General features: G+C 73.4%; 17 protein-coding genes. 10 read left to right on the top strand and 7 right to left on the bottom strand.

Annotated elements, in window-relative coordinates; all coding sequences use genetic code 11:
* Window positions 1-22: 22 nt before the first annotated feature.
* Entirely contained in the window at window positions 23-913 is an 891-nt protein-coding gene (locus tag ASG40_RS03570) for a polysaccharide deacetylase family protein (RefSeq protein WP_055880511.1), read from the top strand.
* Between the two features lie 46 nt (window positions 914-959).
* Here the strand turns inward: ASG40_RS03570 and ASG40_RS03565 are convergent, their stop codons facing one another.
* Both ASG40_RS03565 and ASG40_RS03560 read right to left on the bottom strand, forming a co-directional pair.
* A complete protein-coding gene (locus ASG40_RS03565) occupies window positions 960-1,688 on the bottom strand; it encodes a GntR family transcriptional regulator (protein ID WP_055880509.1) in 729 nt (242 codons plus the stop codon).
* Between the two features lie 112 nt (window positions 1,689-1,800).
* Window positions 1,801-2,718, bottom strand: a complete 918-nt coding sequence (locus ASG40_RS03560; RefSeq protein ID WP_055880506.1) for a LysR family transcriptional regulator — start codon at window positions 2,716-2,718, stop codon at window positions 1,801-1,803.
* Between the two features lie 126 nt (window positions 2,719-2,844).
* On the opposite strand from ASG40_RS03560, the gene ASG40_RS03555 reads away from it, so the two are divergent.
* From ASG40_RS03555 to ASG40_RS03530, 6 genes are all read left to right on the top strand, one after another.
* Complete coding sequence (locus ASG40_RS03555; RefSeq protein ID WP_055880503.1) at window positions 2,845-3,786, top strand: ring-cleaving dioxygenase; 942 nt, start codon at window positions 2,845-2,847, stop codon at window positions 3,784-3,786.
* A 70-nt stretch (window positions 3,787-3,856) separates the two neighbouring features.
* Window positions 3,857-4,489, top strand: coding sequence for an alpha/beta hydrolase (locus ASG40_RS03550; RefSeq protein ID WP_055880500.1), 633 nt, complete (start codon window positions 3,857-3,859; stop codon window positions 4,487-4,489).
* An 88-nt stretch (window positions 4,490-4,577) separates the two neighbouring features.
* Window positions 4,578-4,934, top strand: coding sequence for a 4-fold beta flower protein (locus tag ASG40_RS03545; protein WP_055880497.1), 357 nt, complete (start codon window positions 4,578-4,580; stop codon window positions 4,932-4,934).
* A 211-nt stretch (window positions 4,935-5,145) separates the two neighbouring features.
* A complete protein-coding gene (gene gmd / locus ASG40_RS03540) occupies window positions 5,146-6,129 on the top strand; it encodes a GDP-mannose 4,6-dehydratase (RefSeq protein ID WP_055880488.1) in 984 nt (327 codons plus the stop codon).
* 69 nt (window positions 6,130-6,198) lie between these two features.
* The gene (locus ASG40_RS03535) at window positions 6,199-7,200 is read left to right on the top strand and encodes an NAD-dependent epimerase/dehydratase family protein (RefSeq protein WP_055880485.1); all 1,002 of its coding nucleotides are present in this window, start codon (window positions 6,199-6,201) and stop codon (window positions 7,198-7,200) included.
* A gap of 38 nt (window positions 7,201-7,238) precedes the next feature.
* Window positions 7,239-8,663, top strand: a complete 1,425-nt coding sequence (locus ASG40_RS03530) for a mannose-1-phosphate guanylyltransferase/mannose-6-phosphate isomerase (protein WP_156387552.1) — start codon at window positions 7,239-7,241, stop codon at window positions 8,661-8,663.
* Here ASG40_RS03530 and ASG40_RS03525 read toward each other — a convergent pair.
* The 4 genes from ASG40_RS03525 to metX form a co-directional block, all read right to left on the bottom strand.
* A complete protein-coding gene (locus ASG40_RS03525) occupies window positions 8,651-11,401 on the bottom strand; it encodes a molybdopterin-dependent oxidoreductase (protein ID WP_055880481.1) in 2,751 nt (916 codons plus the stop codon). The two genes, ASG40_RS03530 and ASG40_RS03525, sit on opposite strands and share 13 nt — an antisense overlap.
* Window positions 11,398-12,225 carry an FAD binding domain-containing protein gene (locus ASG40_RS03520; RefSeq protein ID WP_055880479.1) on the bottom strand — a complete coding sequence of 276 codons (828 nt, stop codon included), beginning with the start codon at window positions 12,223-12,225 and terminating at the stop codon, window positions 11,398-11,400. Before ASG40_RS03520 ends, ASG40_RS03525 begins: the two co-directional genes overlap by 4 nt.
* Window positions 12,226-12,420: 195 nt before the next feature.
* Window positions 12,421-13,104: a methionine biosynthesis protein MetW gene (gene metW / locus ASG40_RS03515; RefSeq protein ID WP_443136576.1), complete on the bottom strand. Its 684-nt coding sequence runs from the start codon at window positions 13,102-13,104 to the stop codon at window positions 12,421-12,423.
* Window positions 13,105-13,225: 121 nt separating this feature from the next.
* Entirely contained in the window at window positions 13,226-14,473 is a 1,248-nt protein-coding gene (gene metX, locus ASG40_RS03510; protein WP_055880473.1) for a homoserine O-acetyltransferase MetX, read from the bottom strand.
* Window positions 14,474-14,763: 290 nt separating this feature from the next.
* On the opposite strand from metX, the gene ASG40_RS03505 reads away from it, so the two are divergent.
* From ASG40_RS03505 to ASG40_RS03495, 3 genes are all read left to right on the top strand, one after another.
* Window positions 14,764-15,612 (top strand): chorismate mutase, encoded by an 849-nt coding sequence (locus ASG40_RS03505; RefSeq protein WP_055880470.1) that lies wholly within the window; start codon window positions 14,764-14,766, stop codon window positions 15,610-15,612.
* A 115-nt stretch (window positions 15,613-15,727) separates the two neighbouring features.
* On the top strand, window positions 15,728-16,870 hold the full coding sequence (locus tag ASG40_RS03500) for a pyridoxal phosphate-dependent aminotransferase (RefSeq protein ID WP_055880468.1): 1,143 nt from the start codon (window positions 15,728-15,730) through the stop codon (window positions 16,868-16,870).
* Window positions 16,860-17,810, top strand: a complete 951-nt coding sequence (locus ASG40_RS03495) for a prephenate/arogenate dehydrogenase family protein (protein ID WP_055880465.1) — start codon at window positions 16,860-16,862, stop codon at window positions 17,808-17,810. Before ASG40_RS03500 ends, ASG40_RS03495 begins: the two co-directional genes overlap by 11 nt.
* A gap of 9 nt (window positions 17,811-17,819) precedes the next feature.
* Here the strand turns inward: ASG40_RS03495 and ASG40_RS03490 are convergent, their stop codons facing one another.
* Entirely contained in the window at window positions 17,820-19,160 is a 1,341-nt protein-coding gene (locus ASG40_RS03490) for a glutamate--tRNA ligase (protein ID WP_055880462.1), read from the bottom strand.
* Window positions 19,161-19,196: the final 36 nt, after the last annotated feature.

Genomic DNA, 19,196 nt, shown 5'->3' with positions numbered 1-19,196 from the left:
CCACCCCTCACGAAGACACCCCATGGATACGATTCCCGGACACGGCCGCTACGGCTACAGCGCCCTCCCGCAAAGGCCGGTCTACGACTGGCCGGAGGGCAGGCGCCTGGCCGTCTACGTCGCCCTCAACCTCGAGACCTTCGATTTCGGCTCCGGCCTCGGGGCCGAGCTGGCGCCGGGCGGGCCGCAGCCGGACGTGCTGAACTACGCCTGGCGCGACTGGGGCAACCGCGTCGGCGCGTTCCGGCTCGCCGAGGCGTTCGACAACCTGCGGCTCCCCGCCAGCGTGCTCGTCAACAGCCGGCTCTATGCCGATTGCCCCGGCCTGATCGAGGCGTTCCGGGCACGCGGCGACGAGATCGTCGGCCACGGCCGCACCAACGCCGAGCGCCAGGGCCCCCTCGACGAGGCCGCCGAACGCGCGCTCATCGCCGAGGCCACCGCCACCCTCACCCGTCACGAGGGCCGCGCCCCGGCCGGCTGGCTCGGACCCTGGATCTCGCAGTCGCGCGTCACCCCCGACCTCCTGGCCGAGGCCGGCTACCGCTATCTCCTCGACTGGGCCCACGACGACCAGCCGGTGTGGTTTGCCACCCGCGGCGGCGGGCGCATCCTCTCGGTGCCCTACCCGCAGGAGCTCAACGACATCCCCGCCATCGTGGCGCGCAAGGACTCGGCCCGGGATTTTTCCGACATGATCGTCGACGCCTTCGACGAGATGCTAGCGCAGAGTGCCGCCGCGCCCCTGGTGATGGGCATCGCCCTCCACCCCTACATCGTCGGCCAGCCCCACCGCCTGCGCCCGCTGCGCGCCGCCCTGGCCCATATCGCGTCGCGGCGGGACGACGTCTGGCTGACGACGGCCGGCGGGATCGCGGACTACGCCGGGCGGCTGCCGGAGGTGGGGGGGTGAGGGCTGCGCGTTTCGCTCAATTGGGTTCCGGCCGAGACCGCTCCCCTCACCCCGCCTTCCGCCTCGCCGCCCCGCCCTCGACATAAGGCGCCAGCAGGCGTCCGAGGTCGCGGTCGCGGGGGGGCTCGGCGACGATGTGGGCGCGCTCGGCCACCGCGTCGAGGTGGTGGTCCATGAGCGCGATCACCCGCTCGGCGTCTCCCGCCACCAGGGCGGCGACGATCTCGCGGTGCTCGCTCACGGCACAATCGGAGGAATGGGGCCGGCTGTACAGGGACAGGATCAGGGCGCAGCGGTAGCCGAGTTCGCCGACGTAGCGGCCGAGCACCGGGCTGCCGGTCATTTCGGCGAGCAGCAGGTGGAACTCGGTGGCGAGCCGGATCGAGGCGGCCTCGGTGCCGTGGCGGGCGGCGTCCTCCTCCTCGATATGGGCGAGCAGCGCCGCCTCCTGGGCCGGGCCGATGCGCCCGACGAGGCGCTGCATCACCAGGCGCTCCAGCGAGATGCGGACCTCGAAGGTGTCGCGCGCCTCCTCCCAGCTCGGGGTCGCCACCACGGCGATGCGGTTGCGGCGCAGTTCCACCAGCCCCTCCGCCGCCAGCTGCCCCAGGGTCTGGCGGGCGATGGTGCGGCTGACGCCGAAGCGCTCGCCCAGCGCATCCTCGGGCAGGCGGTCCCCCGGCAGCAGCGCCCGCTCGACGATGGCCCGGCGCAGGGACCGGCAGATCGACCCGACCTTGCCGGTGCCGTCGTGTGTCTGCGCCTTGGCCGCCATCCGTCCCCCCGTCGATCATGGTTCGTCTTGCACGCGGTCCTTGCGCATGTTCCTTGCGCGCGCGCCTGTCGGACAACCGTAAGCACGACTGGGACCAGCCCGTCACATCCGGTCACGGCCCCGGCGTGTTCCACGGCCGCGCCACCAGTTCCCGTTCGAGGAAGCCGATCAGCGCGCTCACCCGCGCCGGGCGCAGGGCACCCGGGGGCATCACCAGGTTGAGGGCGATCGGCGGCGGCGCCCAGGCCGTCATCACCCGTTCGAGCCGGCCGGCGGCCAGGTCCTCCCACACCATGAAATCGGGCTGCACGGCGAGGCCGAGGCCCGCCAGCACCGCCGGCGTCAGGGCGTCGGCGTTGTTGGCCCGCAGCGGCCCGCCCGGCACCACGCTCGCCTCCTCGCCGGTCTCGCTCACGAAGCGCCAGCGGTCGGGGCTCGGGAGGTGGGCGTAGCCGAGGCAGGCGTGGTGGGCGAGGTCGGCCGGCGCCTGCGGCCGGCCGTGCCGGTCGAGATAGGCCGGGGCCGCCACCAGCGAACGCCGGATCGGGCACAGGCGGCGCACCCTGAGGCTCGAATCGGCCAGCGCCGCGATGCGCAGGGCGAGATCGAAGCCCTCGCCCACGAGATCGACCACGGCGTCGCTCAGCGCCAGGTCGATCCGCACCTGCGGATGGGCGGCGAGGAAGGCCGGCAGCAGCGGGGCCACGTGCAGCACCCCGAACGACATCGGACAGGCCAGCCGCACCAGGCCGCGCGGCTCGGCCGTGGTGGCCATCGCCAGCGCCTCGGCCGCCTCTCCCTCCGCCAGCAGCCGCGCGGCGCCCTCGCGGGCCTGCCGCCCGGTCTCGGTGAGCGAGAGTTTTCGCGAGGTGCGGTGGAACAGCGGGGCGCCGAGGCGCGCCTCGAGCCGGCTCACCGCCTTCGAGACGGTGCCCTTCGACAGGCCGAGGTCGGCCGCGGCCCGCACGAAGGAGCCGGCCTCGGCCACCTTGGCGAAGATCGCCCAGGCCTCGAAATCGGGTAGGCGCATGGCAACCCTGCTTTTGCGAAACGATGGGTTTCCATCGTTTCCGTTTATGCGAGGGCTGGCAAGCTCCATATCGGCGTCACGGGGTCCGTCCCACCGGACCGAACGCCCTTCGAAGGAGACATCGTCATGTCCGTCCCCGGCATCCGCCACGGCATCCACCACGTCACCGCCCTGTCCGGCCCGGCCCGGCGCAACCTCGATTTCTACGGCCGCGTGCTCGGGCTGCGGCTCGTGAAGAAGACCGTCAACTTCGACGATCCGGGCACCTACCACCTCTACTACGGCGACGAGACCGGCCGGCCCGGCACGATCCTGACGTTCTTCCCCATCGCCCAGGCCGCCCGTGGCCACGTCGGCACCGGCGAGACCGAGGAGACCGCCTTAACCGTGCCGCGCGGCGCCATCGGGGCCTGGATCGACCGCCTGGCCGGCCACGGCATCGCCGTCGATCCGCCGGTGCGCCGCTTCGGCGACACGGTGCTGCGCTTTGTCGATCCCGACGGCATGGCCCTCGCCCTGGTGGGGGTCGACGAGGCCGGGCCGGCGCCGGCCCGCAGCGGCGGCGAGGTACCGGCCGGGGAGGCGATCCGCGGCATCCACGGCGTGACGCTGCGGCTCGCCGAGACCGGCCCGACGGCGGCGATCCTCACCGACGTGATGGGCTTTGCCGAGGTCGCCCGCGAGGGCGACACGGTGCGCTACGCCAGCGGCGCGGATCTGGGCGGGTTCGTCACCCTGCGCGGGGTCGGGGAGGCACAGCGCGGCCGGGCCGGGGCCGGCTCGGTCCACCACATCGCCTTCCGTGCGGCCGACGACGCCGAGCAGGCGGCGATGGTGGACAGGCTCACGCGGGACCACGGCCTCGCCGTGACCGAGCAGCGCGACCGCCAGTACTTCCGCTCGGTCTACCTGCGCGAGCCCGGCGGCATCCTGTTCGAGATCGCCACCGACGTCCCGGGCTTTGCCGTCGACGAGCCGGTGGCCGACCTCGGCGGGGCGCTCAAGCTGCCGGCCTTCCTCGAGGCCCAGCGCGCCCGCATCGAAGGCGTGCTGCCCGCCCTCGCCTGACCGCGACCGCCCCCGCGCCGCCACGACCGGCGCGGGGGCGGCATCGCTGAATCCCCTGCAGGAGCCCGCCATGACCGCCGCCACCCTCGGTTTCGTCCATCGCTTCGCGCCCGCCACGGTGCCGGGGCGCCCTGCCCTCCTGCTCCTGCACGGGACAGGGGGCGACGAGGGCGACCTGCTGCCGCTCGGGCAGGCGATCGCACCCGGGGCGGCCCTGCTGTCGCCGCGCGGGCCGGTGCTGGAGCGGGGCATGCCGCGCTTCTTCCGGCGTCTGGCCGAAGGGGTGTTCGACGAGGCGGACGTGGAACGCCGCGCTCGTGACCTCGCCGATTTCGTCGTCGCCGCGCGGGACGCCTACGGGATCGGCCGGCCGATCGCGGTGGGATTCTCCAACGGCGCCAACATCGCCGCCGCGACCCTACTCCTGCGGCCCGGCGTGCTCGCGGGCGCCGTGCTCCTGCGCGCCATGGTCCCCTTGCGCGCCTGGCCGGAGGCGGATCTCGCCGGGCTGCCGGTGCTGGTGCTGTCGGGGGCGACCGACCCGATCGTGCCGCAGGAGAACGCGGGGCGTCTGGCCTCCGGGCTGGCGCAGCGCGGTGCGCGGGTGGAACACCGGGTGCTGCCCGGCGGCCACGGCCTGACCGCGACCGACGCGACGCTGGCGGCCGATTGGCTCGGGCGGCGGGAGGCGGATGCCGCCTGACGGGGGCGTCGTCCTCGCCGTTCCCGCGTTCGGCCCTACCTTGTGACGGGGACGCCCGGTTCCCCGCGCGTCGGACACGGATCCCGTCATGATTGCCTTCTACGATCGACAGGGACGGGCGACCGCCTTCTGCGAGGACGGCGCATCCCTCTACTTCTGGGACGGGCGGCCCGCCGCCTACCTCGACGGCGACATGGTGGTCGACTACGGCGGGCGCCCCATCGGCTGGCTGCAGGACGGCTGGATCACCGACCTCGACGGGCACGCGATCCTGTTCGAGAGCGACGCGATCCGCGGCCCGGCCAAGCCCGAGCGCCTCGCCAAGGCCGTGCCCGCCCCGCGCCGGCCGCGCCCGGCCAAGGCCGACCGCACCGGCGAGGCCCCGCCGCGCCGGCCGGTGTCGAGCACGTCCTGGTCCGAGCGCAGCTTTTCGCAACTGCTCTGATCCCCGTCGCCTCGCGATGCCGGCGTCGCGAGGACGACGGCATCGTCGGGCGTGCCGGCTCCGGCCGGCGGGATGGTCCGGCCCCTTGCGTGCCCCCCGGGCATCCGGTACGGCGGAACGCGCCGATGCGTCTCCATCAACGCCTTGAGGGGACGCGGTTTTTGGTCGGGAGCCGGCGGCCCTCGTCCCGAACACCGCTGAGGACCGTCCCATGGCAGCCCCGCGCGCATTGATCACGGGAGTGACCGGGCAGGACGGCGCCTACCTGGCCCAGCTGCTGCTCGACAAGGGCTACGAGGTCTTCGGCGTGGTCCGTCGCTCGAGCCACGCCGGCATCTACGACCACCGCCTGAAGTGGCTCGGCATCGCCGACCACGTCCACATGCTCGACGGCAACCTCATCGATCCCTCGAGCCTGTCGCGGATCGTGCATCAGGTCCAGCCAGACGAGATCTACAACCTGGCCGCCCAATCCTTCGTCACGGCCTCGTGGCAGCAGCCGATCCTGACGGGCCAGGTGACCGGGCTCGGCGCCGTCCACCTCCTGGAATGCGTCAGGAACCTCAAGCCCGACACGCGCTACTACCAGGCCTCGTCCTCCGAGATGTTCGGCCTGATCCAAGAGGAGGTGCAGAACGAGGCGACGCCGTTCTATCCGCGCTCGCCCTACGGGGTCGCCAAGCTCTACGCCCACTGGATGACCGTGAATTTCCGCGAGAGCTTCAACCTCCACGCCTCGAACGGCATCCTGTTCAACCACGAATCGCCCCTGCGCGGGGTCGAGTTCGTGACCCGCAAGGTCACCGACGGGGTGGCGCGGATCAAGCTCGGCCTCGCCGGCGAGCTGCGGCTCGGCAACATCGACGCCAAGCGCGACTGGGGCCACGCCAGGGACTACGTCCGGGCGATGTGGCTGATGCTGCAGCAGGACACGCCGGACGACTACGTCATCGCCACCGGCCGCACCACCACGGTGCGCGACATGTGCGAGATCGCCTTCCGCCACGTCGGCCTGAGCCACGAGGACCACGTGGTCGTCGACCCTGCCCTGTACCGGCCGGCGGAGGTCGACGTGCTCCTCGGCGACCCCGCCAAGGCGACCCGGACCTTCGGCTGGAAGGCGCAGATCACCCTCGAGGAGATGATCACCGAAATGGTGGACGCCGATCTCGTCCGGTTGCGCACGGGCGGGTGACGGCCGCACCGGGACCGGTTCGGTGTCATCGGACGAACGCACACGGGCTATGGAGCGGAGGACGACGACGTGAGGCGCATCCTCGTCACCGGCATCAACGGGTTCGTCGGGCGCCACGCCGCCCCCGCCTTCGTGCGGGCCTTTCCCGATGCGTGCCTCCTGGGGATCGGGCGAACGGCGGCGGCCGCCCCTGTCCCGGGCATCCCCGCGCCGCCGATGGCCTATCGCGACACCGATCTCGCCGACGGCGCGGCGGTCCGGGACGTGATCGGCGCGTTCCGGCCCACCGACGTGCTCCACCTGGCGGCGGCGTCCTCGGTCCAGCAGTCGGAAGGCGCGCGCGCGGGCACCTGGCGGGCCAACGTCGGCGACCTCGTCACCCTGGCCGAGGCCGTCGCCGACCTGGCGCCGGGGGCACGCTTCTTCTTCGCGAGCACCGGCGAGGTCTACGGACGCGCCTTCCTCGATGGCTGTCCCGTGAACGAGGCGACCCCGCCGCAGCCCGCCGGCACCTATGCCCGCACCAAGCGGGTCGGCGAGGAGGTGCTGACCGACATCCTGCACGGGGGCGGCCACCGGGTCGTGCTGATGCGGCCGTTCAACCACAGCGGCCCGGGCCAGGACGAGCGCTTCGTCGTTCCCTCCTTCGCCGCGCAGATCGCCCGGATCGAGGCCGGGGTGACGCCCCCGGTGATCGCGGTCGGCGACCTCGACGCGCGGCGCGACTTCCTCGACGTCCGCGACGTCGTCTGCGCCTACGTGGCCCTCGTCGAGAAGGCCGAGGGCCTGCCCGGCCTGTCGGTGTTCAACATCGCCTCGGGCGAGGCGCGCCGGATCGGCGACATCCTCGAGGCCCTGCGCCGGCTGTCGCGGCGGCCCTTCGAGGTCCGGGTCGCGCCCGAGCGGATGCGGCCGTCCCAGATCCCGGTGGCCAGCGGCAGCGCCGCCGCCCTCGCGGCGGCGATCGGCTGGACGCCGGCCGTGCCCTGGGAGGATACCCTTCTGTCCGTCCTGGAGGATGCCCGCCGCCGCGTCGGCGCGGACCCGACCCGGCCGGTGACCCCTCCATGACGACGCGCGCTCCAGACGAAGGCTCAGTGATGACGGACATGCCCACTCCCCTGATCCTCCCGGTGATCCTGTGCGGCGGCTCGGGCACGCGCCTGTGGCCGGCCTCCCGCGAGAGCATGCCCAAGCAGTTCACCGCCCTGGTGAGCCCGACGAGCTCGACCTTCCAGGAGACCGTCCGGCGCGTCGGCGACGCGGCGAGCTTCGGGCGGGCCACGGTGATCACCTCCAGCGACGCCCGCTTCATCGTCGCCGAGCAGCTCGCCCAGGCCGGCATCGCCGCCGACATCCTGCTCGAGCCCGAGCGGCGCGATTCCGCCGCCGCCGTGGCGGTGGCCGCCCTGCACGCCGCGGCCACCGCGGCGGACGCGGTGGTGCTGATCATGGCCGCCGACCACGTCATCGGCGACACCGCCGCCTTCGCCGCGGCGGCGCGGGCGGCGGCCGAGGGCGCGCGGGCCGGCTACATCATGACCCTGGGCATCGAGCCGACGCGGCCGGCCACCGACTACGGCTACATCCGCCGGGGCCGCCCGCTGGAGGGCGACGGCGCGGCCTGCACCGTCGCGCGCTTCGTCGAGAAGCCGGACGCGGCCGGTGCCGAGGCGCTGATCGCCGACGGGGCGCTGTGGAACTCCGGCTACTTCCTGTTCCGCGCCGACGTGATGATCGCCGAATTGCGCGCGCACGTCCCCGAGATCCTGGAGGCCGCCGAGGGCGCCCTGGCGCAGGCGACCCGCGACCTCGACTTCATCCGCCTCGACGCCCCGGCCTTTTCCCGCGCGCCCAAGACCTCCATCGACTACGCGGTGATGGAGCGCACCACCCATGCCGGCGTCCTGCCGGTCTCGTTCCCGTGGTCGGACGTCGGCACCTGGGACGCGGTCTGGTCCGTGCTCGACAAGGACCCGGACGGCAACGCCGTGCGCGGGCGGGTCGAGCTGCTCCACACCCGCGGCAGCCTCGTCCACAGCGAGGGCGAGCACCTGACCACGGTGGTCGGCCTCGACGACGTGGTGGTGGTGACCACCGCCGACGCGGTGCTCGTCACCTCCAAGGCCCGCTCCGGCCTCGTCAAGGACCTCGTCACGGTCCTGCGCGACAAGGCGCATCCGGAGGCGGACGCCCATCGCCGGATCTACCGCCCGTGGGGCTGGTACCAGCGCATCGACATCGGCGAGCGCTTCCAGGTCAAGCGCATCATGGTGACCCCGGGCGGGCGGCTCTCCCTGCAGAAGCATTTCCACCGGGCCGAGCACTGGGTGGTGGTGCGCGGCACCGCCGAGGTCACCCTCAACGGCAGCGTCGCCCTCGTCCACGAGAACGAGGCGATCTACCTGCCGATCGGCGCGATGCACCGCCTCACCAACCCGGGCAAGATCCCGCTGGAACTCATCGAGGTCCAGGTCGGCTCCTACACCGGCGAGGACGACATCGTCCGCGTCGAGGACATCTACGGGCGCTGAGGGCCCTCCAGACCCGAACCCGCCGTCGCCATCACCGCACGAAAAATCCGGTCGGGGGCGAAAGGGGTCTGGGTGAGGCGGGCGCCGGTGGCGTCGCGGATGGCGTTGGCCAGAGCCGGGGCGACCGGGTTGAACGGGCTCTCGCTCATCGACTTGGCGCCGAGCGGCCCGATGCCGTCGTGGGTGTCGGCGAACAGCACCGTGGTGCGGGGCACGTCGGCGAAGGACGGGACGTGGTAGTCGCGCAACGTCCGCGTCGTCACCGCGCCCGCGTCGTCGATCCGCATGTCCTCGTAGAGGGCCGCCCCCAGGGCCTGCGCCACGCCGCCCTCGATCTGGCCGCGGCACTGCATCGGGTTCATCACCCGGCCCGCGTCCGCCGCCTGGACGCTGTCGAGGATGCGGACCTCGCCGCTGAGGCGGTGCACCGCCACCCGGAACCCCTGGACGTTGAAGGCCACCGAGCGCGGCGTCCCGTCGGCCCGGCCATGCCCGACGAGGGCGCCCTCCCGCGCCAGGTCGGCGAGCGCCACGGCGCCGCCCGGCACCGCCACGGCGTCGATCCCGAGCCGGCAAACCTCGGCCGCGACCCCGGCACGGGCGGCGGCCGCGGCCCGGATCGCCTCGGCGAGCGCGGTGGCGGCGCGCAGGCTCGCCTGTCCCGCCACCACGATGCCGGTGCTGCCGTAGGCGCCGGTGTCGTGGCCGACCGCGTCGGTGTCGGCCTGCCGGATCGCGATCCGGTCCGGCGTGGTGCCGAGCGCCGAGGCGGCGATCTGGCCGAGGACGGTGGTGGTGCCGTTGCCGAACTCGGCGGTGCCGACGGACAGCGCGTAGCGCCCCTCGGGGGTGAGCGCGACGCTCGCCTCGGCGACATGCCCACGCGGCGGGATGGTGTCGATCATCGCCATCGCCATGCCCTCGCCGGTGAGCCAGTCGGGGGAGGGGGGAACGGCCGGCGGCATCGCCGCCAAGGCCTCCTCCACCCGGTCGAGGCACTGGTCGAGCCCGTAGCTGCCGTAGGCGACGTCGTGCGGCGCCAGGCTCGTGGAGACCATGGCGTCGCCGGGCCGCACGACGTTGAGGCGCCGCATCGCGAAGGGGTCGATCCCGAGGCCGCGGGCGAGCTCGTCCATGGCCGATTCCACCGCGAACACCGTCTGGCTAAGGCCGTAGCCGCGGAATGCCCCGGCGGGCACGGTGTGGGTGTGGACCGCGTAGGCGTCGACGCGCTTGTTGGGGCAGCGGTAGACCCCGATCACCTCGTTGCAGCCGTGGTGGATGACGCCGCCGGCGTGGTTGCCGTAGGCGCCGGTGTCGGAGACCACGTGCAGGGCGATGGCGGTGAGCGTCCCGTCCCGCAGGGCGCCGATCTTCACGCCCACCCGCATGGCATGGCGGCTGGTGGCGCCCACGAACTGCTCCTCGCGCGTCGTCTCCCAGGCGACCGGCCGGCCGGTGGCGAGCACGGCCAGCGCCACGAGGTCTTCCGTCAGCATCTCCTGCTTGCCGCCGAATCCGCCCCCGACCCGGCCGCAGACCACCCGCACCGCCTCGGGCGCGAGGTGGAACAGGTCGGCCAGGGCGTCGCGGGTCAGGAACGGCACCTGGGTGCTCGAGCGGATCACCAGGCGGCCGGCCGCGTCCCGCCAGCCGATGGCGGCGTGGGTCTCGAGATGGGCGTGCTGCACCCTTTGCGAGACGTAGGTGCCCTCGTGGATCAGGTCGGCCTGCGAAAAACCCGCCGCGACGTCGCCGATCTCGCCGTGGACTTCCGCGGCGAGGTTGGAGTGGGTGCCGGCCGCGCCGCCGGCCCGGGCGTGGACCGGCGGCGCCTCGGGCATGAGGGCACGGTGCGGGTCGAACACCGCCGGCCGCACCTCGTAGTCGACGACGAGGGCGGCGCAGCCGGCCTCGGCCGCCGCCTCGCCCAGGGCCACCACCGCCGCGACGCGCTGGCCGACGAAGCGCACCACATCATCGAGCACCCGCGTGTCGCGGGCGTCGTCCAGCGGGTCCTGGTGGCGGCCGGTGGAGAAGCGCTTCGCCGGCGCGTCATCGTGGGTGAGGACCGCGACCACGCCGGGCACGGCCAGGGCGGCGGCCCGGTCGATGCGCAGGACGCGGGCATGGGCATGGGGCGAGCGCAGCACCTTCATGTGCAGCATGCCCTCCAGCGGAACGTCGAGGGTGTAGCGGGCGGTGCCCGAGACCACCGCCGCGCCGGCCGGGGCGGGGAGGTTGCGCCCGCACGGGTCGGGCGCCCCATCGGTGTCCCGGTCGACGTGGCCGATCCCGGCGATGGCGTCGCCGATCGCCCGGTAGCCGGTGCAGCGGCACAGGTTGCCCTTGAGGGCGGTGGCGAGATCCCGACGCTGGCCCTGGTCGAGGGCGGCCGCCGTCATGATCATGCCCGGCGTGCAGAAGCCGCATTGGAAGCCTTGAGCGGCCAGGAACGCCTCCTGCATCGGGTGCAGCACCGCCGGCGGGCCCTCGCCCGGCCGGCACGGGCCGGCCAACCCCTCGATGGTGGTGATCGCCCGGCCCTCGGCCCGGAACGCCGGGACGAGGCAGGAGTGGACCGGCTCGCCGTCGAGGTGGACGGTGCAGGCGCCGCAATCGCCGGCGTCGCAGCCCTTCTTGACCCCGTACCAGCCGTGCTCGCGCAAAAGCGTGCGCAGGCACTGGCCGGGGCGCGGCGCGGCCTCTCGCACCTCGCCGTTGACGGTGAGGATCATGCCCGTTCCTCCCTCGCCATCTCGGCGCGGATCTCCTCGGCCAGCACCAGGGTCATGTGCCGGCGCCAGTCCGGCGCGCCGTGGACGTCGTCGTGATAGGCCGCCTCGGGGATCGCGGCCGCGATGGCCCCCCGCAACGCCCCCGCCTCCGGGCAGGCCGGAAAGGCGAGGCGGAACGGCCGCCGGGTCGCGGCCGTCACCGTGAGGGCGACGCCGCCGTCAGCGTCCAGCGTACCGACGAGCAGGGCGCCCGAACGGCCGTTGGGGCTGAGCGACACCTGCCGGAACGCGGTCCGCCGCCGCAGGGCCGCCGCCGGCAGGTCGATGCGGCGCAGGACCTCGCCCGGTGCCAGGGCCACCGTTTGGGCGCCCACCACGAAATCGAGGATGCCGACCCTGCGCTCGCCGCCGTCGGGCGTCCAGACCACGCAGGTGCCCTCCAGGGCCGTCGCCAGGGCGATCATCGGGGCGGCCGGCAGCGCCAGGCAGACGTTGCCGCCGACCGTGGCCAGGGTCCAGATCTTGAACGACCCGAGCAACGCCCGGCAGCAGCGCCCGACCAGGGGGGCGGCGACCCAGGCGGGCGGCAGGTCGATCCGGTCGAGGGCGGCGATGGTGCAGGTCGCCGCCAGCGACAGGCCCTCGTCGCTGATCGCGTGATCCGGCCAGCCGAGGCGGGTGAGGTCGACGAGCCGGGTCAGGGCCGGCTGGGCTTGCGAGAACAGCCACGTCCCGCCCGCGAGCCAGGCGTCGCCCGGCCGCCAGCCGGTCAGTTCCTCCCGCGACCGGGGCGTCGCGACGGCCGCGATGGTGTTCAGGTCCAAGGCGCTCCCCCTCCTACCCTGCCGCCTCGATCGCCGCCTCGCGGGGAGGGGAGAGACCTTCACGCCGCCGGCCGCGCGGGAACCGAGCTGCGCAGGACGCCGGTCCCGGTACGCGATCCGATGCAAGGTCCTTGCCCGGTCCGCCCGTGAAGCGTCGGGCCGACGCCCGAGTTTTCACGTGGAACGCGGGCGGCCTCAGGTCGGGCCGGGTTCGCCCCGGCGCAGCAGGAACACCCCCTGCGCACCCATCAGGTTCCACACCCACCACGGCATGGCAAAGCGCATCGGCCGGCCCCTGGCGTTCAGGGCCTGGGCGGTCTCGATGCGGGCGCCGACCACCCGGCACAGACCGACGAAGTCGCGGATGGTGCAATGGTGGATGTTCTGGGTCTCGTACCAGGCCTCCGGCATCAGGGTCGTCACCGGCATGCGCCCGCGAAACCCCAGTTCGGCCCGCACCCGCCAATGCCCGAAGTTCGGGAACGAGATCACCACCTGCCGGCCGATCCGCAGCAGGTGTTCGAGGACGATGCGCGGGTTGCGCGTCGCCTGGATCGTCTGGGACAGGACCACCACGTCGAAGGCGTCGTCGGGGTAGTTCTCGAGGTCGGTGTCGGCGTCGCCCTGGATCACCGGCAGGCCGCGGGCCAGGCACGCGTTGACGCCCTCGCGCGACAATTCGATGCCGCGCCCATCGACCCCGCGCCGGTCGCGCAGGAGCGCCAGCAGCGAACCGTCGCCGCAGCCGATGTCGAGCACCCGGGCGTTGGGCGGCACCAGGCCGAGCACGATCAGGTGATCGATGCGCGCGCCGTCGTCGTGCGGCAGTGCGCCGATGCCCTGCCAGGGGGCGGGGGAAAGGGATGGGGAGCGGCTCATCGTCATGAGGCGGCACCCGCCGGCGTTCCGTCCCGCTCCCTCCTCCCGAGGCCGCTCACGCGGCACCTTAGGATGAGGAGGTGGGCGGGACGACGCGTTCCGGGCGGTCTCGAGGCCACTCTCACAGCCCGCGCGCCCGGGCGGCGGCGTCGATGAACCCCCTGGCGGCGTTGAACATCACCGGCTCGTCGAGGAGGAAGGCGTCGTGGCCCTTGTCGCTCTCGACCTCGACGAAGGCGACCGCCGCCGAGGCCGCGTTGAGCGCATGCACGATCGCCCGCGAGTCGGCGGTGGGGAACAGCCAGTCGGAGGTGAAGGACATCACGCAGAACCGCGTCTTCGTTCCCTGGAACGCCTTGGCCAGGACCCCGCCGTGATCGGCGGCGAGGTCGAAGTAGTCCATGGCGCGGGTGAGGTAGAGGTAGGCGTTGGCGTCGAACCGCTCGACGAAGCTCAGGCCCTGGTGGCGCAGGTAGCTCTCGATCTGGAAGTCGGCGTTGAAGGAGAAGGTCGGGGCCGAGCCGCCCTGGAAGCGGCGGCCGAACTTGCGGTGCAGCGCCGGCTCCGAGAGGTAGGTGATGTGGGCGCCCATGCGGGCGACGCCGAGCCCCTTGGCCGGGCGCGTGCCCTCTTCGAGGTAGCGCCCCTCCGCCCAGGCCGGGTCGGCCATGATCGCCTGGCGGCCGACCTCGTGGAAGGCGATGTTCTGGGCCGAGTGCCGGGCTCCGGTGGCGATGGGCATCGCCGCGAACACCCGCTCGGGGTAGCTCGCCGCCCATTGCAGCACCTGCATCCCGCCCATCGACCCGCCGATGCACAGGAACAGGTCGGGGATGCCGAGCCGGTCGAGGAGCATCGCCTGGGCGCGCACCATGTCGCGGATGGTCACCAGCGGGAAATCGAGCCCGTAGGCCCGGCCGGTGGCCGGGTCGAGGGAGGCCGGACCGGTGGAGCCCATGCAGGAGCCGATCACGTTGGAGCAGATCACGAAGTAGCGATCCGTATCCACCGGCTTGCCCGGGCCCACCAGGGTCTCCCACCAGCCGGGCTTGCCGGTGAGCGGATGGGTGTGGGCGAAATGCTGGTCGCCGGTGAGCGCGTGGCAGATCAGCACCGCGTTGGTGCGCGCCGCGTTGAGGGTGCCCGCGGTCTGGTAGGCGATGCGGAACGGCGCCAGCGCCACCCCCGCGTCCATGGCCAGCGGCTCGTCCGTCCCGAACAGCGCCACCGGGCTTTTGGGATCGGCGCTTTTGGGATCGGCGCTTTTGGGATCCCGGCTCCTGGGGTCGACCGGCTGCGACGGGTCCCGCGCGGAAACGTCGTCCACGGGGGCGCCCGGTGCCGTGGCGGGATCGAGGGAAGTGTCCATGGCGGGTCTTGACGGTTCCGTCCGTCTCGGGTTTTGGGCGTCGAGCGCCGGCCGGCACGAGCCGGTCTGCCCGCAACGGGTGTCACGCGAGGTAATGTGCGCCCCTGCGGACGTCAACGAAAGGCCCCCGCCCCGGCAAAAGGCCGTTTGCCGGGCAGGATCGCTCCCCGCACTGGCCCTCGCTTGCGCAATTCCCTAAGCAAGGCCCCCGAGCAGGGTCCCGCACACGGGCCCGGCGGCCTCTCACGCGCCGACCACTCGTCCCCCGCCCCGGACTCGCGTTTCCTCGCATGCGCTTTTTCACGAGACCCGCGCCGCCCCTCGACGATCTCGCCTCCCTGCGCGCCGAGATCGACCGCATCGACGCGGAGATGCACGCCCTGCTGATCCAGCGCGGGTCGATCATCGACCGGCTGATCGCGGTCAAGAAGACCTCGGCCTCGGGCTCCGCCTTCCGGCCCGGCCGCGAGGCCGGGATGATGCGGCGGGTGGCCGAGCGCCATCGCGGGCTCCTGCCCCTCGACACGGTGGAGGGGATCTGGCGGGTCATCATCGCCACCTTCACCTACGTCCAGGCGCCGTTCGGCGTCCACGCCGACGTCTCGGGCGGCGACGCGCCGATGCGCGATTCCGCCCGGTTCCACTTCGGCTTCACGGTGCCCTACCGGCCGCATCCCACCTGCCTCGCGGTCATCGAGGCGGTGGCGGCCTCCCGCGGCGACCTGGGCATCTTCCGCCTCGATTCCGAGGAGGCCCCGGCCTCGGGCGCCGCGCCGTGGTGGGAGGGGCTGGTGGGCGAGGGCCGGCCCAAGGTGATCGCCCGCCTGCCCTTCATCGAGCGGCCGACCCACCCGGCCGGGACCCCGGTGTTCGTGATCTCCAACCCCCTCGACGACCCGGCCGCCGCGCAGCGCGACTGGGTGCTCCACGCCCTGCGGGTCGCGGCCTGGACGCCCCAGGCGGAGCGCGCGCTGCAGGACCTCTACGGCGAGGTGGTGGCCCGGGACGGCCTCAGCCTCCTCCTCGCGGTTCCCGGCGGCGCCGGCCCGCGCCAGCTGCGCGAGACCCTGGAGCGTGCCGGTGCCGCCCCGCAGAGCCTCGACGAGGTCGGCAGCCACGCGGCGCGGTTCCGGGTGTAGGGCGTCCCGCCCGGTCGGAGCTGCGGCGATTCTTTCCCGTCGCCGCCGGTGTCCACGGCCTCACGAAATGCGCTAGAGGAACGGCTTCGCCCTCGTTCCGGCGCCGTATCCCGACATGACCGTTCCCGCAGACCCGTCCGCCGCCCGCCCGCTGCCCCGCCCCGGGGTGCTCGCCATCGAGGCCTATGTGCCCGGCAAGAGCGGCCCCGAAAAGAGCGGGGTGCCGGGCGCGCATCCGGTCCACAAGCTCTCCTCCAACGAGACGCCGCTCGGCCCGAGCCCCAGGGCCATCGCCGCGCTGTCGGAGGCGGCGGGCAAGCTCGCCCTCTATCCCGACGGCAACGCCACGCGGCTGCGCCAGGCCATCGCCGACCGCTATCGCCTCGATCCGGCCCGCATCGTCTGCGGTGCGGGCTCGGACGAGCTGCTGTCGTTCCTGGCCTACGCCTTCCTGGAGGCGGGCGACGAGGGGATCTACACCGAGCACGGCTTCCTCGTGTACCGCATCGCCATCCTGGCGGCGGGCGGCACCCCGGTGGTGGTGCCCGAGCGCGACCTGACGGCCGACGTCGACGCCATCCTGGCCGCGGTGACCCCGCGCACGCGCATCGTGTATCTGGCCAACCCCAACAACCCCACCGGCACCTACCTGCCGTTCTGCGAGGTCCGGCGCCTGCACGCGGGCCTGCCGCCGCGGGTGCTGCTGGTGCTCGACGGGGCCTATGCCGAATACGTCGGGGCGGCCGACTACGAGGCCGGGCTCGCCCTCGTGCACGAGGCGCGGAACGTGGTGACGACGCGGACCTTCTCGAAGATCCACGGCCTCGCCTCCCTGCGCATCGGCTGGATGGTGGCCCCGCCCGAGGTGGCCGACGCGGTCAACCGCATCCGGGGTCCGTTCAACCTGTCCGGGCTGGCCATCGCCGCCGGGGCGGCGGCCATCGCCGACGAGGACCACGTCGCCGCGGCGATCGCCCACAACGACCTCTGGCTCGCCCGGGTCGGCGAGGGCGTGCGGGCGCTCGGCCTCGCCATCACCCCGAGTGTCGCCAACTTCGTGCTGGTCCATTTCCCCGATGCGCCGGGCCGCTCGGCGGCCGACGCCGATGCGTTCCTGACCGAGCGCGGGATCATCGTGCGCCGCGTCTCGGCCTACGGCCTGCCCGGCTCCCTGCGCGTCACCATCGGTTCGCAGGCCGCCAACGAGGCGTTCCTGTCCGCGCTCGCCGCCTTCATGGACGAGACCCGTGCCCGCTGAGGCGCCGGCCCCGTTCCGGCGCCTGGCCATCGTCGGCCTCGGGCTGATCGGCTCGTCCATCGCCCGGGCGGCCCGGCACTACGGCATGGTCGAGACCATCGTGGCGATCGACCGCGACGCGGCCGTGCTCGAGCGGGTGCGGGCGCTCGGCATCGCCGATGTCGCCACCGACGACCTTGTGGCAGGGGTGGCACAGGCCGACCTCGTGATCCTGTGCGTGCCGGTGGGGGCGGCGGGCGCGGTGGCCGAGGCCATGGCCGGGCATCTCGCGCCCGGCACGGTGGTCTCCGACGTCGGCTCGGTGAAGGTGGCGGTGGTGGCCGCCGTCGCGCCCCATCTGGGGCCCGGTGTCCATTTCGTGCCGGCCCACCCGGTGGCGGGCACGGAATACTCGGGGCCGGACGCCGGCTTCTCGACCCTGTTCTCCGGGCGCTGGTGCATCCTCACCCCGCTGCCCGAGGGCGACGCGGGCGCGGCGGCGCGGGTGCAGGCGTTCTGGGAGGGGATCGGCGCCATCGTCGAGACCATGACGCCCGAGCACCACGACCTCGTGCTCGCCATCACTAGCCACGTCCCCCACCTCATCGCCTACAACATCGTCGGCACCGCCGCCGACCTCGAGGCGGTGACGCAATCGGAGGTGATCAAGTTCTCGGCCGGCGGGTTTCGCGATTTCACCCGCATCGCCGCCTCCGACCCGACCATGTGGCGCGACGTGTTCCTCGCCAACAAGGACGCGGTGCTGGAGATGCTGGGCCGCTTCAACGAGGACCTCTCGGCCCTGGCCCGCGCCATCCGCTGGGGCGACGGCGACGCGCTCCACGCCCTGTTCACCCGCACCCGCGCCATCCGCCGGGGCATCGTCGCCCAGGGCCAGGAGACCGCCGAACCGGACTTCGGCCGCAGCCGGGCCGAGCGGGGCAAGACCGGCGAGGGGTGACCGGCGGGCCTACTCGCCAGACAGCCGCGCCACCACCGCCTCCCGGCCGATCAGCGGCAGCAGTCCGGCGAGGTCCGGCCCGTGTTCGAGGCCGGTGAGTGCCAGGCGCAGCGGCATGAACAGGGCCTTGCCCTTGGCGCCGGTGGCCGCCTTCACCGCCCCGGTCCAGACCTTCCAGGTCTCGCCGTCCCAGGGCGCGGGCGGCAGGACGGCGAGGGCGGCGGCGACGAAGCCGGGGTCGGCGACGACCGGGGTCACCGGCCCGGCCACCACCCGCCACCAGTCGCCGGCCTCGGCAACCTTGGCGAGGTTGGCCCGCACCGCGAGCCAGAACGCCTCGGCGCGGTCGTCCGGCACGCCCAGCGCCAGCAGACGCTCGCTGGCCTGCGCGTAGGGCATGGCGTGGATCAGGCGGGCGTTGAGCCCGTCGAGCTCGTGCGGGTCGAACTTGGCGGGCGCCCGCGAGATCTGCGCCAGGTCGGTCAACGCCGCGAGCTCGTCCATCGTGGCCACCGCCCGCACCGCTTCGGCCGAGCCCGTCAGCACCGCCAGCGAGCGCACGGCCGCCGGCTCGAACCCCTCGTCGCGAAGCCCCCGCAGCGAGAGGTGGCCGAGGCGCTTCGACAGGCCCTCGCCGTCGATGGTGGTGAGCAGGTTGTGGTGGCCGAACACCGGCACCGGGTGCCCCAGCGCCTCGAAGATCTGCACCTGCACGCCGGTGTTGGTGACGTGGTCCTCGCCTCGGATGACGTGGGTGACGCCCATCTCGGCATCGTCCACTACGGAGGGCAGGGTGTAGAGGTAGCTGCCGTCGGCGCGGATCAGCACCGGGTCCGACAGCGAGGCGCAATCGACGTGGGCCGGCCCACGCACGAGGTCGGTCCAGGTCACGCTCCTGTGGTCGAGCCTGAAGCGCCAGTGCGGGCTGCGCCCCTCCGCCTCCAGGGCGGCGCGATCGGCTTCGGTGAGGTCGAGGGCGGCGCGGTCGTAGAGCGGCGGCTGGCCGCGGCCGAGCTGGCGCCGGCGGCGGCGCTCCAGCTCGTCCTGGGTCTCGTAGGCCGGGTAGAGCCGGCCCATCGCCTTGAGGCGCTCGGCCGCCGCGTCGTGGATCGCCGCCCGGTCGGACTGGCGGGCGACGAGGTCGGGCACGATGCCGAGCCAGGCCAGGTCCTCGGCGATGGCATCGGCGAAGACGTCCGTGGAGCGCTCCGCGTCGGTGTCGTCGAGGCGCAAGAGGAAGCGCCCGCGGTGGCGCAGGGCGAACAGCGCGTTGAGGAGCGCCGGCCGGGCGTTGCCGATGTGCAGGTAGCCGGTGGGTGAGGGCGCGAAGCGGACGAGGGGAGCGGTCATGCCCGCTCTCTAGCCGATTCCCCGGCCTCGTGCGCG

Source organism: Methylobacterium sp. Leaf399, from assembly GCF_001424525.1.
GTDB lineage: Bacteria > Pseudomonadota > Alphaproteobacteria > Rhizobiales > Beijerinckiaceae > Methylobacterium.
The sequence above is the reverse complement of the archived record's forward strand: the minus strand, read 5'-3'. Positions and strand labels throughout refer to the sequence as shown.

Coding starts and splice junctions, on each gene's coding strand:
- ASG40_RS03570 (WP_055880511.1), top strand. CDS start 23: ATGGATACGATTCCCGGACACGGCCGCTACGGCTACAGCGCCCTCCCG.
- ASG40_RS03565 (WP_055880509.1), bottom strand. CDS start 1,688: ATGGCGGCCAAGGCGCAGACACACGACGGCACCGGCAAGGTCGGGTCG.
- ASG40_RS03560 (WP_055880506.1), bottom strand. CDS start 2,718: ATGCGCCTACCCGATTTCGAGGCCTGGGCGATCTTCGCCAAGGTGGCC.
- ASG40_RS03555 (WP_055880503.1), top strand. CDS start 2,845: ATGTCCGTCCCCGGCATCCGCCACGGCATCCACCACGTCACCGCCCTG.
- ASG40_RS03550 (WP_055880500.1), top strand. CDS start 3,857: ATGACCGCCGCCACCCTCGGTTTCGTCCATCGCTTCGCGCCCGCCACG.
- ASG40_RS03545 (WP_055880497.1), top strand. CDS start 4,578: ATGATTGCCTTCTACGATCGACAGGGACGGGCGACCGCCTTCTGCGAG.
- gmd (WP_055880488.1), top strand. CDS start 5,146: ATGGCAGCCCCGCGCGCATTGATCACGGGAGTGACCGGGCAGGACGGC.
- ASG40_RS03530 (WP_156387552.1), top strand. CDS start 7,239: ATGCCCACTCCCCTGATCCTCCCGGTGATCCTGTGCGGCGGCTCGGGC.
- ASG40_RS03525 (WP_055880481.1), bottom strand. CDS start 11,401: ATGATCCTCACCGTCAACGGCGAGGTGCGAGAGGCCGCGCCGCGCCCC.
- metW (WP_443136576.1), bottom strand. CDS start 13,104: ATGAGCCGCTCCCCATCCCTTTCCCCCGCCCCCTGGCAGGGCATCGGC.
- metX (WP_055880473.1), bottom strand. CDS start 14,473: ATGGACACTTCCCTCGATCCCGCCACGGCACCGGGCGCCCCCGTGGAC.
- ASG40_RS03505 (WP_055880470.1), top strand. CDS start 14,764: ATGCGCTTTTTCACGAGACCCGCGCCGCCCCTCGACGATCTCGCCTCC.
- ASG40_RS03500 (WP_055880468.1), top strand. CDS start 15,728: ATGACCGTTCCCGCAGACCCGTCCGCCGCCCGCCCGCTGCCCCGCCCC.
- ASG40_RS03490 (WP_055880462.1), bottom strand. CDS start 19,160: ATGACCGCTCCCCTCGTCCGCTTCGCGCCCTCACCCACCGGCTACCTG.